Source organism: Azonexus sp. (assembly GCF_047638095.1).
Taxonomy (GTDB): domain Bacteria; phylum Pseudomonadota; class Gammaproteobacteria; order Burkholderiales; family Rhodocyclaceae; genus Azonexus.
This window is the reverse complement of the sequence record NZ_JBLJBW010000009.1, coordinates 57,185-72,801: the sequence shown is the minus strand read 5'-3', so window position 1 is coordinate 72,801 and position 15,617 is coordinate 57,185. Positions and strand designations below refer to the sequence as shown.

Genomic DNA, 15,617 nt, shown 5'->3' with positions numbered 1-15,617 from the left:
GATGACGTACAGGTTCCAAAATTCGCTCACGAAATCGCTCATTTGCTTTCCTTTGTCTCAGCGATGGCACGGCGGTCACCCGCCGGGCCGTGATCATCTTCTTCTGCAAACGGCAGGTTGGCAGCCTCTTCAAACCCCTTTTTGCTGCTTTTGCCGTAGGCCCAGGCCACGATCGCGAGAAAACAGAGCAGTCCCGCAACCGTGACGATGGAACGCAGATCGTTGATGTCCATTGGTTGAATTACTTGATGGTGCTCAGTGCCGTACCCATACCCTGCAGGTAAGCAATGAGAACATCCATTTCGCTCATATCACCAATGGCGGCCTTGGCTCCCTTGATGTCGTCATCGGAGTAGGTGGGCAGGCTGCGCAGATTGGCGTACATGCGCAGAACTTCCATCTTCTTCTCGATATCGGCACCGACGGTTGCTTTCGCCTTGGTGTCCGCAAGGAAGGCGAAGGCCGGCATATTGGATTCCGGCACCACGTCGCGCGGATTCATCAGGTGGGCACGCTGCCATTCATCCGAATAGCGGCCGCCGACACGATGCAGATCCGGACCGGTACGCTTGGAACCCCACTGGAAGGGGTGATCATAGACGTACTCGCCGGCCACCGAGTAGTGGCCATAACGCTCGGTCTCACCGCGGAAGGGGCGGATCATCTGCGAGTGGCAGAGATAGCAACCTTCGCGGACGTAGATATCACGCCCGGCAATCTGCACGGCAGAGTAAGGCTTGACGCCCTCGATCGGAGTCGTGGTCGACTTCTGGAAGAAGAGCGGCACGATTTCCAGCAAACCGCCGACACTCACCACCAACAACGTGAGAACGATCAGCAGACCAACGCTCTTTTCGATTTGTTCATGCTTTAGCATTGTTATTCCCCCTAATCAGGCGTGATGACCAGCCGGAGCGATCACCGGTGCGTTTTGCACCTTGCCGCCCACCATCGTCTTGAACATGTTGTAAGCCATGATGATCATGCCCACCAGGAACAACACGCCACCCAGCCAGCGAATCGCCCAGAACGGGTAGGAACCCTTGACCGATTCAACGAAGCTGTACGCCAAAGTGCCGTCGGCATTGACCGCACGCCACATCAGGCCCTGCATCACACCGGCAATCCACATCGAAGCGATATAGAGCACGGTGCCGATGGTGGCGATCCAGAAGTGCGCCGTCACCAGACCGGTGCTATACATGCCCGACTTGCCGAACAGACGCGGCAGCAGGTAGTAGATGGAGCCGATCGACACCATGGCCACCCAACCCAGAGCACCGGAGTGCACGTGGCCGACGGTCCAGTCGGTGTAGTGCGACAGGGCATTCACCGTCTTGATCGACATCATCGGGCCTTCAAAGGTAGACATACCGTAGAAGGAGAGCGAGGTGATGAGGAACTTCAGCACCGGATCGTCGCGCAGCTTGTGCCAGGCACCCGACAGGGTCATGATGCCGTTGATCATGCCACCCCAGGACGGTGCCAAGAGGATCAGCGAGAACAACATGCCGACCGACTGGGTCCAGTCCGGCAGCGCGGTGTAGTGCAGGTGGTGCGGACCGGCCCACATGTAGGTGAAGATCAGCGCCCAGAAGTGCACCACCGACAAACGATAGGAATACACCGGACGACCGGCCTGCTTCGGCACGAAGTAGTACATCATGCCCAGGAAGCCCGCGGTGAGGAAGAAGCCGACGGCGTTGTGGCCGTACCACCATTGCACCATGGCATCCTGCACACCGGCGTAGGCGGAGTAGGATTTGGTCAGGGTGATGGGCACTTCCGCGCTATTGACGATGTGCAGCAGGGCCACCGCAATAATGAAGGCACCGAAGAACCAGTTGGCGACGTAGATATGCGACACCTTGCGCGTGGCGATGGTACCGAAGAAGACTACGGCGTAGGACACCCAGACGACGGCGATCAGAATGTCGATCGGCCATTCCAGTTCCGCATATTCCTTACCCGTCGTAATCCCCAGCGGGAAGCTGATGGCGGCGAGCAGGATGATCAGCTGCCAACCCCAGAAGGTCAGCGGGATCAGCGGACCGCCCCAAAGGCGGGTGTGACAGGTGCGCTGCACGCACCAGTAGGACGTGGCGAAGAGTGCGCAGCCACCGAACGCAAAAATAACCGCGTTGGTGTGCAGCGGACGCAGACGCCCGAAAGTCAGCCAGGGGCCAATATTCAGCTCCGGCCAGACCAGTTGTGCTGCAATGATGACGCCGACCAGCATGCCGACGATACCCCAAATGACGGTCATCACGGAAAACTGCCGGATGACTTTGTCATTGTATGTGGTTTGTGTTCCAGACATGAACCCACCTCTCGTTAATAAAAAACGGAATGCCGCCCACCCAAAAAACCCCGAGGCAGCACCTAAACGCGGATGGTATTCTAGCCCAGACCAGCTGTTTTGACCTAGATCAATCTACTATTTATCTGGTCAAAATACTTCATGTTTTCCTACCCCTCCTACGACAGCTCTGTTTTTTACAGGCAAAAAAAGGGTGCGTCGCAACGCACCCCAACCCCAACAGAGAATCGACACGAGGCACGCGGGCCTCGTCTGGTTGCGCATGATGCGCGAGGGCGGCGCGCTTGCGGTTGACTTGGGTCAACTGAGGCGAGCTTTTCTGCAACAGTGTTTTTCACTGCGGATCGCGGTTTTCGGCGGGACCTGGGGCTGGCGGCGCAACCTGCTGATCTGCCAAACGCCCTTGTGCCGCATCGTCATCGTCCATCAACACCTTGAAGGCGGGGCCTTCCAGATCATCGAACTGCCCGCTTTTCACCGACCACCAGAAGGCTGCGGCAATTCCGAATACCAGCACCACCGAAACCGGAATCAGCAAGTAGACACTTTCCATCACTCCACCTCCAGACGCTGGATACGCAAGGAATTCAGCACCACCAGCAAGGAACTCAAGGACATGCCAATTCCCGCCATCCAGGGCGTGACATAGCCGGCAATCGCTGCCGGCAAGGCCACGATATTATAGGCAAACGACCACCACAGATTTTGCCGAATGACGCTTAGCGTCAGCGCCGCGCGCTGCGCACCGTGTTGCAAATGCGCCAGATTTTCTGAAAGCAAAACGAAATCTGCCTGCGTGCGCGCCAGCTGCGCGCCCCCGCCCATGGCCACCGACACCTGCGCCAGGGCCAACACCGGCGCATCATTGACACCGTCGCCCACCATCGCCACCACGGCACCGTCCGCCTGCAGTTTTGTCACGCAGGCATGCTTACCACTCGGAGTCACTCCGGCGTGCACTTCCTCGATCCCCAAGGCGCTCGCCACCCGTTGCGCCACCGCCGGAGCATCGCCCGACAAAAGCACCACGGTCTTACCCAGGGCCCGCAATTTATCGACCACTTCCTTGGCTTGTGGGCGCAATTCATCGCCGATGCGCAGCAAGGCCAGCGCCCCCGCCGCATCGGCCAGCACGACCACGGTATCGCCACTCTCTAGCCAAGCTTCGCCTTCCGCCGGCAACCCCTGCCCGGAAAGCGCCAAAGCGTAAGCCGGACGGCCGATACGATAGCTCGCCCCAGCAATTTCCCCGGCAATCCCCTGCCCGGGCTCATTGACCGCAGCCCGCACAGGCAGGCTTTGCCCCTCCGGGCAGGCCGCACGCACGGCATGCGCCAGCGGATGTTCGGAGGCCTGTTCGAGCGCCGCGGCAATCGCCAAACAGGATTCGCGCGGCACATCGCGCAGGCACAGCACATCGACCAAGCGCATCTGGCCGCGCGTCAAGGTGCCGGTTTTGTCGAAAACGAAATGTGTCGCCCGCGCCAAGGTTTCAATGGCATGCCCGCGTGTCACCAACAGCCCGTCGCGCGCCAGTGCTCCGGCCGCCACGGTGAGCGCAATCGGCGTTGCCAAAGACAATGCGCAAGGGCAAGTCACGACCAATACGGAAACCGTAATCCACAAGGCCTTGCTCGGATCAACCCAATACCAGCCGAGCGCCGTCCCGGCAGCCACCACGAGCAGCACGGCAACGAAATAACTCGCCACGCGGTCGGCCACTTCGACCATGCGCGGCTTTTCCAGCGCCGCCCGCTCCATCAAGGCCACGATCGCCGACAGGCGTGTCGCCTCGCCCACCTGTTCGACGCGCACGATGAGCGGGCTTTCCGCATTCACCGCACCGCCCGTCACACTATCGCCCACCACTTTGCTTACTGGATGACTTTCGCCGGTGAGCAGAGATTCATTGGCCGAACTGCTGCCTTCCACCACCACCCCATCGGCCGGAATGGTTTCACCGGGGCGCACCAGCACATGATCGCCCACCGCCAGATCGGCCACCAGAACCTGCTGCGCTTCGCGCGTTTGCGGAAATTGCGTCAGCTTTTGCGCGAAAGCCGGCAGCAATTTGGTCAGCGCCTCGGTCACACTCAAGGCTTTCTGGCGCGCCGTCATTTCCAGGTAGCGCCCGCCCAAAAGGAAAAACACAAACATGGTGACTGAGTCGAAATACACTTCGCCCCCGCCCTGCACGGTGGCCCAGCAACTGGCGACGAAGGCACCGCCGACCCCCAGCGCCACCGGCACATCCATGCCGACACGCAGCAGTTTCATGTCGCGCCAGGCATTACGGAAAAATGGCGCGGAAGAATAAAACACCACCGGCACGGTGAGTACGAGGCTCGCCCAGCGCATCAGGCTTTCGATATCGGCGCTCATTTCACCGTTGGCGACATACACCGGGAAGGCGTACATCATCACCTGCATCATGCCAAACCCGGCCACCCACACGCGCCACAGGGCTTGCCGGCGCTCCGTGCGGGTGATTTCCTCATTTTTTGCCGCATCGTAGGGGTAGGCGCGGTAACCAATAGCCGCCACCGCCTGCAAAATCGCCGACAACTTGATTTTTTGCTCGTCCCAGCGCACCCGCGCCCGCCGGGTGGTGTAATTAATGGTGACCGCCAGCACCCCCGGCAACTGGCCGATATGGCGCTCGTTCAGCCAGATGCAGGCTGAACAGGTAATCCCTTCGAGCAGCAAGGAAGCCTCCCGCTCGTGCTCGCCCAGGGCTTTGACAAAGCTTTTCTGGAATTCGGCATGATCAAACAAGGCCATTTGTTCCAGAATTGCCGGCATCGCTTCGCGCGGCGATTCCGGCAGGGCATCGCGGCTACGGTAATAATCGCCCAGGCCGTTATCGACGATCGACTGCGCCACCGCCTGACAGCCGGGGCAACACATCGCGCGCGGCGTATGGTCGATCGTCACGGCAATCTCGACCCCTTCGGGAATCGACAAACCGCAGTGGTAACAGGAAGCATCAGTCATGCAAACAAAAAAGGCACCGAAGTGCCTTTGGGAACCAGGACAGCGTCCGAGTATAGTTTATTTGGTGCCCATGCGGACGGCACCGTCCAGGCGGATCACCTCGCCGTTCAGATAAGCGTTTTCGGCAATGTGGCGCACCAGCGCGGCATATTCTGCCGGTTTGCCCATGCGCACGGGGAAAGGCACCATCTTGTTCAGGGAGTCCTGCACTTCCGGCGGCATACCCAAGAGCATCGGCGTTTCCATGATGCCCGGAGCAATCGTCATACAGCGGATGCCACTGCGCGCCAGTTCGCGCGCCACCGGCAAGGTCAGCGCCACGATGCCGCCCTTGGATGCTGCGTAAGCCGCCTGCCCCAACTGACCTTCGTAAGCGGCAACCGACGCGGTATTGATGATCACGCCGCGCTCACCGTTCTCATCCGGCGCATTTTTCTGCATTTCGGCAGCGGCCAGACGCAGCATATTGAAGGTGCCGACCAAGTTGATATTGATCACCTTGGCAAAACTCTCCAGGCGATGCGGCCCTTCTTTGCCCACCACCTTTTCGGCCGGCGCGACGCCAGCGCAGTTCACCAGGCCATGAATGCCGCCCAAGGCGCCAATAGCGGTCTGAATCGCATTGACGGCAGAAGCCTCGTTGGTGACGTCAGTTTCCACAAACTTTGCCGCCGCCCCCAACTCCGCCGCCAGCGCCTCGCCAGCGGCCTGGTTGACGTCCGCCAACAGCACTTTTGCGCCGGCCGCAACCAAACCGCGTGCCGTTGCAGCGCCCAAACCCGAACCACCGCCCGTTACCACAAATACTTTGTCTTTCAACAACATGCTTATTCTCCTAGAGTCATTTTTCCCTTATTTCGCACCGCGCCACCAAACGGTAGCGTATGGGCACGGGGAGCATCTTAACTGCCCCGGCAGCCGAAACCAAGCACCATAAAACCCAGCCCAAGCAGATACAGAATGTCACAGACTCGCCCTGTCGCAAACGCCGCAGCCCACATGCACTCCTTTATAATTATGGCCCGCTGCGTTCTAGGGGAATACCGCCCGCAGCCCGTTTTCAGCTCTTTCATCTTCTTCCCATCTCATCAGCCAAGGAATTTCCGTGGAAAAGGATCTGCGCGACGCCGCGCTTGAATATCACCGCTTGCCCAACCCCGGCAAAATCGCCGTACAACCGACCAAAGGCCTCACCAACCAACGTGATCTGGCCCTCGCTTACTCGCCCGGCGTTGCCGCCCCCTGCGAAGCGATCGTCGCCAATCCAGCCTGCGCGGCCGATTACACCTCGCGCGGCAATCTGGTCGGCGTCATTACCAACGGCACCGCCGTGCTCGGCCTCGGCAACATCGGCCCGCTCGCCTCGAAGCCGGTGATGGAAGGCAAGGGCTGCCTGTTCAAGAAATTTGCCGGGATCGACGTGTTCGACATCGAACTCGCCGAAAACGACCCAGACAAGCTGATCGACATGATCGCCGCGCTCGAACCGACACTCGGCGGCGTCAATCTGGAAGACATCAAAGCCCCGGAATGCTTCTATATCGAGCAAAAACTGAAGGAACGGATGAGCATCCCCGTTTTCCACGACGACCAGCACGGCACCGCCATCATTTCCGCCGCCGCCATGCTCAATGGCCTGAAAGTCGTCGGCAAGAAAATCGAAGATATTAAAGTCGTCTGCTCCGGGGCCGGCGCGGCCGCGATTTCCTGCCTCAACCTATGGTGCGATTTCGGCGTCAAGCGCGAAAACATCACCGTCTGCGACTCCAAGGGCGTCATTTACGTCGGCCGCCCCGGCGGCATGGACGACACCAAGGCGCGCTATGCGCGGGAAACCGAAATGCGCAGCCTAGCCGATGCCATGGTGGGCGCTGACGTTTTCCTCGGCCTATCCACCGCCGGCGTGGTGACGCAATCCATGGTCAAAACCATGGCCGCCAAACCGATGATTTTCGCGCTCGCCAACCCGACCCCGGAAATCATGCCGGAACTGGTCAAGGAAGTCTGCCCGGACGCCATCATCGCCACCGGCCGCTCCGACTACGTCAACCAGGTCAATAACGTCCTCTGTTTCCCCTTCATTTTCCGTGGCGCGCTCGATGTTGGCGCCACCCGCATCACCGAAGAAATGAAGCGCGCTTCCGTGCGCGCCATTGCCGAAATGGCGGAAATCGAAGTCACCGACGAAGTGGCCATGGCCTACCCCGGCCACACCCTCTCCTTCGGCCCGGAATATCTCATTCCGAAACCTTTCGACCCGCGTCTGATCGTCAAAATCGCGCCCGCCGTCGCCCAGGCTGCGATCGACTCCGGCGTTGCCACCCGCCCCATCACCGACTGGGACGCTTACCGCGCCAAACTCTCGGAATTCGTCTATCACACCGGCGTCGGCATGCGCGCCATTTACCAGGCGGCCCGCCAGGCGCAAGGCAAGCGCATCATTTACACCGAGGGCGAAGAAGAGCGCGTTTTACGCGGCATCCAAGTCGTCATCGAAGAAAAATTCGCTCGCCCCATCCTCATCGGCCGGCGCGACATCATCGAGCACCGCCTGAAAAAAGCGGGGCTGCGCATCCGTCCGGATATCGACTTTGAAATCGTCAACCCGGAAGCCGACGAACGCTACCGCGAATGCTGGACGGCCTACCACAAGCTCATGGTGCGCCGCGGCGTCACTCCGGCGGTCGCCAAGGAAGCGCTGCGCCGCAAACCGACCGTGATCGGTGCCATGCTGCTCAAGCTCGGCTACGCCGACGGCATGATCTGCGGCATGACCGGCCAATACAGCCACCATCTGGGGGTCGTCAGCAACGTCATCGGCAAGCGCGCCGGGGTCAATACCATTGCCGCGATGAACTACCTGATGCTGCCGGGCCGCTCGCTCTTTTTGTGCGACACGCACGTCAACGAAAATCCGAACGCCCAAGAAATTGCCGAAATGACCTTGATGGCTGCCGAACAGGTGAAACGCTTCGGCAGCCAGCCGAAAATCGCCCTGCTCTCGCACTCCAACTTTGGCTCGGCCAGCTCCGACTCTGCGCGCAAGATGAGCATGGCCGCCGGCCTCATTTCCGCCCTGTCGGCCGGCGAACTCGAGGTCGATGGCGAAATGCACGGTGACTCGGCCTTGAACGAAGCCATTCGCCGCCAGGCCAACCCCGATTGTGCACTCAAGGGCGAAGCCAATCTGCTCGTCATGCCCAACATCGACGCCGCCAACATCTCCTACAACCTCTTGAAGATGACCAGCGGCGAAGGCGTCACCATCGGCCCCATCTTGCTCGGCATGGCCCGCCCGGTGCACGTCCTGACTTCCACCGCCACCGTCCGCCGCCTGGTCAACATGACGGCGCTGGCCGTGGTGGAATCGATGGAACGCTAAACGTCACTGCACCGCCCGTAAAAAACCGCCGCAAGGCGGTTTTTTCATGCCGCAAACAGCGCGCCAAGCCTATCGATCAAGCGCGCTGCGCCACCAGCGGTATCTTGCAAATGCCGCTACACATGCCACCACGCATGCCGCCCCTCACCAACGCCTCAACACGGAAAATTTGACGCTGCGGCCCTAGAAAATCTTCCGGAACGCTTGAACCGCCTCGCCAATTCGTGGATAATCCGCGCTCCCCCCGGCCCCGGTGGCGGAATCGGTAGACGCAGCGGATTCAAAATCCGCCGCCGAAAGGCGTGCCAGTTCGAGTCTGGCTCGGGGCACCATGAAAAACACGAAAAGCCCGTTGCATCTTTTGTGATCAACGGGTTTTTTGTTGCTTTCTTTTTTGTTGTTTTTTTACCCGGCACATAGGCAAAACACAGGTAAAAAGCTCAAGCAACGGCTTTCTCGCAGCCGCTTTTTTGCTACTCTTTGACGTTGCAAAAACGCATAAACCCCCAAAAAAAACCTGTCACACAGAGGGTTCTTGAGCAGCCCGATCAATTTTATTTAAAAACTGCCTGGTGCCCCCAGTCGGAATCGAACCAACACCTGATGATTACAAATCAACTGCACGACCTTCATGCTATGGGGGCAGGGTCGGGGCGCGATTATAGCTGAAGAAAGCCTTGTAAAAATATGGCCAACCCGAGTACGCCCTTCGACATCGCCCGCGAGACGCTGAAACAGCTGGCGGTACGGCGCATTGCGCCAACGCCGGACCATTATTTGACGCTGTATCACGAAATCGCCGGCTCTGATCCGACGCAAAACAGTTTTCCGCAACACCATCTGCGCGCCCTGACGGCAGCGCTGCCGCGCAATAGCCCGGACCAGCTGGGGCTGATTCGGCGCCTGGAAGAGCACATCAAAAGCAACAACTGGGACGCCTATCGCAACACCTTGTGCGACTTCATCAACAACTTGATCGAGGCGCAGAAATTAAGCTGGTCGGAACTCATCAATCAACTTTTGCAGCAATGGGATGCCCGCCACCAAGGGCTGACCGCCGCCCGCAAGCGGGAAATGCTGGAACACGTCCTCAGCGCCAGCAGCAGCAACCCGGAAACCCTCTACGGCCGCCTGCAAAACCTGCTCAAATCCTGGGGCGAGGGCATCACCGGCGAATTTACCGGGGCCAGCAGCGAGCTCCTGGGTATTTTGCCCAGCAGCAGCGAAGGTCTCGATGCCGCCTTGAAAAACCTGCTCGGCTTCACCCTGGAAACGATGATCGCCGGGCAACTGGCGCACGAGCCCGCCCTGGCGGAGGAGGCACGCCGCCTGGCCGGCGAAATCGGAAAGATCGACGGTAACGAACGCATCGAACACTGCTTGGGGCAGTTCAAACGCTTTGCCTTCAAGCTCGAGTTGCTCGCCGAAGACGATCAGGAATTGCGCCAGAGTTTGCTGCAACTCCTGCAATTACTTGTCACCAACATCAATGAGCTCGTCATCGATGATCGCTGGCTGCACGGCCAGATCGAGGTGGTTCGCGAAATCATCGACAAACCTTTGTCGCAGCGCAGTCTCGACGATGCCGGACGGCGCTTGAAAGAGGTGCTGTTCAAGCAAAGCCAGTTGAAAGCCAGTCTCTTCGAAGCGCGCGACGCCATCAAGCAGATGCTCGCCGGCTTCGTCGATCAGCTCGCCGATTTTGCCGACACCACCTCGGACTACCACGACAAAATCGAAGCCTACGCCGACAAGATCAGCGCCGCCAACGACATCAACGAACTGGAAAACGTCATCGCCGAAGTCATGCGCGAGACGCGCAACGTGCAGTTGAACGCCCAGCGCTCGCACGAAGAACTGCGCTCGGCGCAGGAAAAAGTACGCCTGGCCGAAAACCGCATCCACGAACTGGAAAACGAGCTGGAAGCCACCAGCGATCTGGTGCGCCACGACCAGCTCACCGGCGTACTCAACCGGCGCGGTCTGGACGACATGTTCGCCAAGGAAATCGCCCGCGCCCGCCGTCACGACACCGTATTGTGCGTCGGCCTGCTCGACATCGACAACTTCAAGAAACTCAACGACAGCATGGGCCACGCCACCGGCGATCAGGCGCTGATTCACCTTGCCACCGTCTGCCGGCAAACCCTGCGCCCGCAAGACACCATCGCCCGTTACGGCGGCGAGGAATTCATCATCTTGTTGCCGGAAACCCATCTCACAGACGCCACACAAGCCTTGACCCGCCTGCAGCGCGAACTGACCAAGCGTTTCTTCATGCACGACAACGAAAAAGTGCTCATCACCTTCAGCGCCGGGGTCACGGAAATGACGGAACAAGACGACCAGAACAGCGCCATCAAGCGCGCCGATGCCGCCATGTACCAGGCCAAGCAGACGGGTAAGAATCGGGTGATCAGCGTCTAAGCCGAGCGTTCGGGTAAAATCGCCCTCCTCTGAGGACAATTTTGGCCGCTGCGTGCGGCCAAATCATTTGCTGCCACCATGTTTTCCCGCCTCGCCAGCCAGCTTGCCCTGGGCATTCTCTGGCTCTTGCACCACCTGCCGCTGCCCGTGCTCGCCCGCATTGGGCGCAGCCTAGGGCGGCTACTCTATTACTTTGCCCGCAGCCGGCGGCAGGTGGCGCAGCGCAATATCGACTTGTGCTTTCCTGAACTGCCCGCCGCACAACGCCGCCAGATCACCCGCGAGCATTTTTCCCTCATCGGGCGCAGCGTCCTGGAGCGCGGCATTTTGTGGTGGGGCAGCGCCGCACGCATCCGCCGTCTGGTGCAGGTTACGGGAGAAGAACACCTCCACGCCGCGCGTGCCGCGGGACAGCCGGTGATTTTGCTGGCACCGCATTTTCTCGGTCTGGATGCCGGTGGCGTCGCCATAACCCAGCGCTTTGACATCGTCAGCATTTACTCGAAACAGAGCAACCCGGTATTTGATGCCGCCGTTCTGCGCGGGCGCAGCCGTTTTGGCGACCAACTTCTCATCTCGCGCGATGACAGCGCCCGTCCCACAGTAAAAGCCATGAAAGCCGGCCGCCCTTTTTACTATTTGCCCGACATCAGCCCGCGCCGGCGCGATGCGGTGTTCGTGCCATTTTTCGGCATTCAGACCGCCACCATCACCGGCCTGCCGCGCCTGGCCAAAGCCGCCGGCGCGCAGGTATTGCCCTGTGTCACGCGCATGCTGCCGGGCGGCGCGGGCTATCAATTGACACTGGGCGCGCCCTGGAAGGATTTTCCCAGCGCCGACCCAGTCGCCGACGCCGCGCGCATGAATGCCTGGATCGAAAACGAAATTCGCCGCATGCCCAGCCAGTATTACTGGGTGCACCGCCGCTTCAAAACGCGCCCGCTGCGCACCGACCCCAATCTTTATCGATGAGCCCCATGCCCCACACCCCATTACCCGCCAGCCAATGCCCCGACGACTTTGACGGCTGGTGGAATCTGCCCGCCGCCTGGATCGAAGAGCCCAACGTGCGCCGCGCCGGCTGGAGCGGCATGGCCACCCGGCGCATCGGCGAGACGCTCTATTTCATCAAAAAACAAAGCGATCACTGCTACCGCAGCCTGCGCCACCCCTTCGGCCGCCCCACCACCGAGCGCGAATACGCCAACATCCAGCAACTGAGCGCCCTGGGTATTCGCGTGCCGGAGCCGGTATTTCACGCCAGCCGCAAGACTGGCGAAGGCTTTCTTGGTCTGCTGGTCACCCGCGAACTGGTGCAATTTGTCGCGCTCGACGATTTGGGCGAGCTTGCCAGCGATAAAAAACAGCAACTGGCCGTCGCCGTCGGCACCGCTGCCGGGCGCATGCACCGCGCCGGTTTGCAGCACAGCTGCTTTTACGGCAAACACGTCATGGCCCGCTGGCCAGACGATGCGGCGCAAAATCTGCCAGAAATCGCTTTCATCGACTTGGAAAAACTGCGCCGCCCGCCGCTGCCCTGGCGCGCTGCCGCCCACGACCTGAGCCAACTGCGCCGCCACCAGCGACTCTGGAACGCCAACGAATGGGATGTGCTGCTCAACGCCCATCGCGCGGCATTATCGCCCCAACCCCCTGCGGCCTGAGCGTTTGAAGTCATGCCCCGTCGTTTGCCCCAGCTTGGCCCAAGGACTTCAAAAGACCGCCCGAACGGAACGCTCAGCCTTATTTGGCCGGATCAATAAAGCACTGAGCAGGTATACTTCAGCCTTTCCGGCCGCCTATTGGCCGTCATTACCGATCATCAGAGACTGAGCCTTGGCCCTAACTATTCTCGGACTTTCCGGCGCCCTCACCCACGATCCCTCCGCTGCCCTCTATATTGACGGCAAACTCGTCGCTGCCGCCGAAGAAGAACGCTTCGTGCGCGACAAGCACGCCAAGAACCGCATGCCTTACGAATCGGCGCGTTTCTGCCTGGAATTCGCCGGCATCCAACCGGGCGAGGTTGACGCCGTCGCCATTCCGTTTGCCCCGATCAGCCTTTCCGACAAAGCCCGCTGGCACTACGCCAAGCGCTATTGGTACGCGCCGGACCGGGCGCTGGACGCGATTTTTGCCGGCAACCGCCGTTTCAAACGTTACAAAAAGCGCATCGAATGGTGCCTGCTGCAACTGGGTTTCGATCTCAAGAAAATCGAGGTCGTCCCGGTCGAGCACCACCTGACGCACGCCGCCAGCGCCTATTTCTGCTCCGGCTTCAAGGAAAAAACCGCCATTCTCGGCATCGACGGCAAGGGCGAATACGCCACCACCTTCTTCGGCGTCGGCGAGAACGGCAAGATCACGAAGATCAAAGAATTCTACGACCCCGACTCGCTCGGCGGCCTATACGGCGCGCTCACCGAATATCTCGGCTTCGAGATGCTCGACGGCGAGTACAAAGTCATGGGCATGGCGCCCTACGGCGACCCGACCCGCTACGATTTCTCGCGCCTGGCGAAATTCGAGAACGGCGAACTCGTCATCAACACCGACTACGCCAACGTGGTCGGTTTCCGCCGCTACAAGGAGAAGGGCAAGGGTTACTACTTCTCGCCCAAGCTGATCGAATGGCTCGGCCCGATGCGCCACGGCGACATCGCCGACGACCCCTACATCCACTACGCGGCGAGCATGCAGAAGCTGTTCGAGGATCTGGCGCTGCAGATGATGGACTACTACCTCGGCGACATCCTCAAGGAAACCGGCAAGCTCACCTTTTCCGGCGGCGGCGCGCTCAACGTCAAGCTCAACCAGAAGATCATCGCCCGCCCGGAATTGCAGGAACTATTCGTGCAGCCGGCTTCCGGCGATGCCGGCACCGCCATCGGCGCGGCAGCCTACGTTTCGCAACAACGCGGCGTGCCGGTCGAGAAAATGGAACACGTCTACCTCGGTCCGCAGTACAGCAACGAGGACGTCATCGCCGCCTGCGCCCGCCACCCGGCCAAGCCGCAATACGAAGTCATCGCCGACGGCGACAGCGCCGTACCCGAGCGCATCGCGCAAATCCTTGCCGCCGGCAACCCGGTCGCCTGGTTCCAGGGCCGCATGGAATTCGGCCCGCGCGCCCTCGGCGGACGCTCCATCCTCGGCTGCCCGAGCGCCCCCGGCGTCGCCGACCGGATCAACGAGCAGATCAAGTTCCGCGAACGCTGGCGACCCTTCTGTCCCTCCATGCTGGACACGGTCGGCAAAGAAATGCTCGGCAGCGACCACCCCGCCCCCTTCATGACCTTCACCTTCGAAGTCGCCGAAGCCTGGAAAACCCGCGTGCCGGAAGTCGTGCACGAAGACGGCACCTCCCGCGCCCAGGTGTTGCAGCGCGAATACAACCCGCGCTACTACGACCTGATGCAGGCCATGGAAAAACTCACCGGCAACGGCGTGGTACTCAACACCTCGCTCAACCGCCGCGGCGAACCGATGATCTGCTCGCCGACCGATGCCCTGAACATGTTCTTCGGGTCAGACCTGCAGTATCTGATCATGCAGGATGTGCTGGTGATGAAGGGCCGCTGATTGCATGGATGCATCCTGCCCGACAATCAGCGTCATCATTCCCAGCTACAACTACGGCCACCTATTGCCGCGCGCGCTGGATTCGGTGCTGCCTCAGCTTGCAGAAAATGATGAACTGATCGTCATCGACGACGGCTCTACCGACGACACCGCTACGCGTCTCGCGGAATACACCACCCGACATCCCAGATTAAGCGCTGTGCACCAGGAGAATGCTGGCGCTGCCGCCGCCCGCAACCACGGCATCAGACTGGCCAAAGCCCCTTATGTTCTGCTGCTGGATGCCGACGACGAACTCATGCCGAACGCACTGAACGTATTGCGCGCGATCGTATCCCGCGACACTGAGGTCGGCATGGTTCTCGGAGCACAAATTTCCGTACACCCAGATGGTCGAGAACGACTACGCCTGCCTACGGCAGTGCCAAAAGCTTCCGCCAAGGAATTGGCCCGCCGCTACCTTCTGAGCAAAAGCATTTCAATTTCACACTGCTGCTCACTTTTTCGTCGTGATCTGCTGCTGCAGCGCCCTTATCCAGAAAACCTACGCAGCGGCGAGGATATTCCGGTTTTTTGCCACTTGCTCGTCAGCGCCCCCGTGCTCACTACCGAACAAGCCTTGGCGCGCATTCACAAACACGCCGACAGCCTGCGCCATTTACGCGATGACGAAGAGGAACGCGCGCTGACCATCGTCGACGAGGTATTTTCCAGCCTGCCTACCGAGTGCCAACCGCTGCGCCAGCGCTATCGCGCACAGCGTTACCTATCGCTCTTTCGTGCCGCACTAAATGCCGGAGAAATGCCGCGTGCCGGCTATTTTTACCGCCGCGCACTGCGTCTAAATCCACTGCAGGCGCTACGGTGGACTTACCTGCGCAAAGGATTGCGCTGGCTGCTCAGTTCGTGATC

Annotated in this window: 12 protein-coding genes and 2 tRNA genes; 7 read left to right on the top strand and 7 right to left on the bottom strand. The window is 60.1% G+C overall.

Annotated elements, in window-relative coordinates; all coding sequences use genetic code 11:
• Positions 1–38: 38 nt before the first annotated feature.
• From ACM62Q_RS03915 to ACM62Q_RS03890, 6 genes are all read right to left on the bottom strand, one after another.
• Positions 39–233: a cbb3-type cytochrome oxidase subunit 3 gene (locus ACM62Q_RS03915; protein ID WP_205202041.1), complete on the bottom strand. Its 195-nt coding sequence runs from the start codon at positions 231–233 to the stop codon at positions 39–41.
• A gap of 8 nt (positions 234–241) precedes the next feature.
• Complete coding sequence (gene ccoO, locus ACM62Q_RS03910) at positions 242–877, bottom strand: cytochrome-c oxidase, cbb3-type subunit II (protein ID WP_415033791.1); 636 nt, start codon at positions 875–877, stop codon at positions 242–244.
• Positions 878–892: 15 nt separating this feature from the next.
• Positions 893–2,320: a cytochrome-c oxidase, cbb3-type subunit I gene (gene ccoN / locus ACM62Q_RS03905; protein ID WP_415033789.1), complete on the bottom strand. Its 1,428-nt coding sequence runs from the start codon at positions 2,318–2,320 to the stop codon at positions 893–895.
• Between the two features lie 334 nt (positions 2,321–2,654).
• Positions 2,655–2,873, bottom strand: coding sequence for a cbb3-type cytochrome oxidase assembly protein CcoS (ccoS, locus tag ACM62Q_RS03900; protein WP_415033787.1), 219 nt, complete (start codon positions 2,871–2,873; stop codon positions 2,655–2,657).
• Positions 2,873–5,314, bottom strand: coding sequence for a heavy metal translocating P-type ATPase (locus ACM62Q_RS03895; RefSeq protein ID WP_415033785.1), 2,442 nt, complete (start codon positions 5,312–5,314; stop codon positions 2,873–2,875). The genes ccoS and ACM62Q_RS03895 overlap by 1 nt, the downstream gene beginning before the upstream one ends.
• A gap of 57 nt (positions 5,315–5,371) precedes the next feature.
• On the bottom strand, positions 5,372–6,139 hold the full coding sequence (locus tag ACM62Q_RS03890) for a 3-hydroxyacyl-CoA dehydrogenase (protein ID WP_415033783.1): 768 nt from the start codon (positions 6,137–6,139) through the stop codon (positions 5,372–5,374).
• A 280-nt stretch (positions 6,140–6,419) separates the two neighbouring features.
• Here ACM62Q_RS03890 and ACM62Q_RS03885 point away from each other — a divergent pair, with 280 nt between their 5' ends.
• Complete coding sequence (locus ACM62Q_RS03885; RefSeq protein WP_415033781.1) at positions 6,420–8,696, top strand: NADP-dependent malic enzyme; 2,277 nt, start codon at positions 6,420–6,422, stop codon at positions 8,694–8,696.
• A gap of 247 nt (positions 8,697–8,943) precedes the next feature.
• Positions 8,944–9,028: transfer RNA gene (locus ACM62Q_RS03880), tRNA-Leu, on the top strand.
• A 238-nt stretch (positions 9,029–9,266) separates the two neighbouring features.
• Here ACM62Q_RS03880 and ACM62Q_RS03875 read toward each other — a convergent pair.
• A tRNA-Thr gene (locus ACM62Q_RS03875) sits at positions 9,267–9,340 on the bottom strand.
• A gap of 43 nt (positions 9,341–9,383) precedes the next feature.
• On the opposite strand from ACM62Q_RS03875, the gene ACM62Q_RS03870 reads away from it, so the two are divergent.
• The 5 genes from ACM62Q_RS03870 to ACM62Q_RS03850 all read left to right on the top strand — a co-directional run bounded on the left by ACM62Q_RS03870 (position 9,384) and on the right by ACM62Q_RS03850 (position 15,615).
• Entirely contained in the window at positions 9,384–11,123 is a 1,740-nt protein-coding gene (locus ACM62Q_RS03870) for a diguanylate cyclase (RefSeq protein ID WP_415033779.1), read from the top strand.
• A 78-nt stretch (positions 11,124–11,201) separates the two neighbouring features.
• On the top strand, positions 11,202–12,095 hold the full coding sequence (locus tag ACM62Q_RS03865) for a lysophospholipid acyltransferase family protein (protein WP_415033777.1): 894 nt from the start codon (positions 11,202–11,204) through the stop codon (positions 12,093–12,095).
• A gap of 5 nt (positions 12,096–12,100) precedes the next feature.
• A complete protein-coding gene (locus ACM62Q_RS03860) occupies positions 12,101–12,787 on the top strand; it encodes a lipopolysaccharide kinase InaA family protein (RefSeq protein ID WP_415033775.1) in 687 nt (228 codons plus the stop codon).
• A gap of 172 nt (positions 12,788–12,959) precedes the next feature.
• Positions 12,960–14,705, top strand: coding sequence for a carbamoyltransferase (locus ACM62Q_RS03855; RefSeq protein ID WP_415033771.1), 1,746 nt, complete (start codon positions 12,960–12,962; stop codon positions 14,703–14,705).
• A 4-nt stretch (positions 14,706–14,709) separates the two neighbouring features.
• On the top strand, positions 14,710–15,615 hold the full coding sequence (locus ACM62Q_RS03850) for a glycosyltransferase family 2 protein (RefSeq protein WP_415033769.1): 906 nt from the start codon (positions 14,710–14,712) through the stop codon (positions 15,613–15,615).
• Positions 15,616–15,617 lie beyond the last annotated feature (2 nt).

Excerpts from the sequence above, each read along its gene's own strand:
- ACM62Q_RS03850 (WP_415033769.1), top strand. The coding sequence starts at position 14,710 with ATGGATGCATCCTGCCCGACAATCAGCGTCATCATTCCCAGCTACAAC.
- ACM62Q_RS03915 (WP_205202041.1), bottom strand. The coding sequence starts at position 233 with ATGGACATCAACGATCTGCGTTCCATCGTCACGGTTGCGGGACTGCTC.
- ACM62Q_RS03865 (WP_415033777.1), top strand. The coding sequence starts at position 11,202 with ATGTTTTCCCGCCTCGCCAGCCAGCTTGCCCTGGGCATTCTCTGGCTC.
- ACM62Q_RS03890 (WP_415033783.1), bottom strand. The coding sequence starts at position 6,139 with ATGTTGTTGAAAGACAAAGTATTTGTGGTAACGGGCGGTGGTTCGGGT.
- ccoO (WP_415033791.1), bottom strand. The coding sequence starts at position 877 with ATGCTAAAGCATGAACAAATCGAAAAGAGCGTTGGTCTGCTGATCGTT.
- ccoN (WP_415033789.1), bottom strand. The coding sequence starts at position 2,320 with ATGTCTGGAACACAAACCACATACAATGACAAAGTCATCCGGCAGTTT.
- ccoS (WP_415033787.1), bottom strand. The coding sequence starts at position 2,873 with ATGGAAAGTGTCTACTTGCTGATTCCGGTTTCGGTGGTGCTGGTATTC.
- ACM62Q_RS03860 (WP_415033775.1), top strand. The coding sequence starts at position 12,101 with ATGCCCCACACCCCATTACCCGCCAGCCAATGCCCCGACGACTTTGAC.
- ACM62Q_RS03895 (WP_415033785.1), bottom strand. The coding sequence starts at position 5,314 with ATGACTGATGCTTCCTGTTACCACTGCGGTTTGTCGATTCCCGAAGGG.
- ACM62Q_RS03870 (WP_415033779.1), top strand. The coding sequence starts at position 9,384 with ATGGCCAACCCGAGTACGCCCTTCGACATCGCCCGCGAGACGCTGAAA.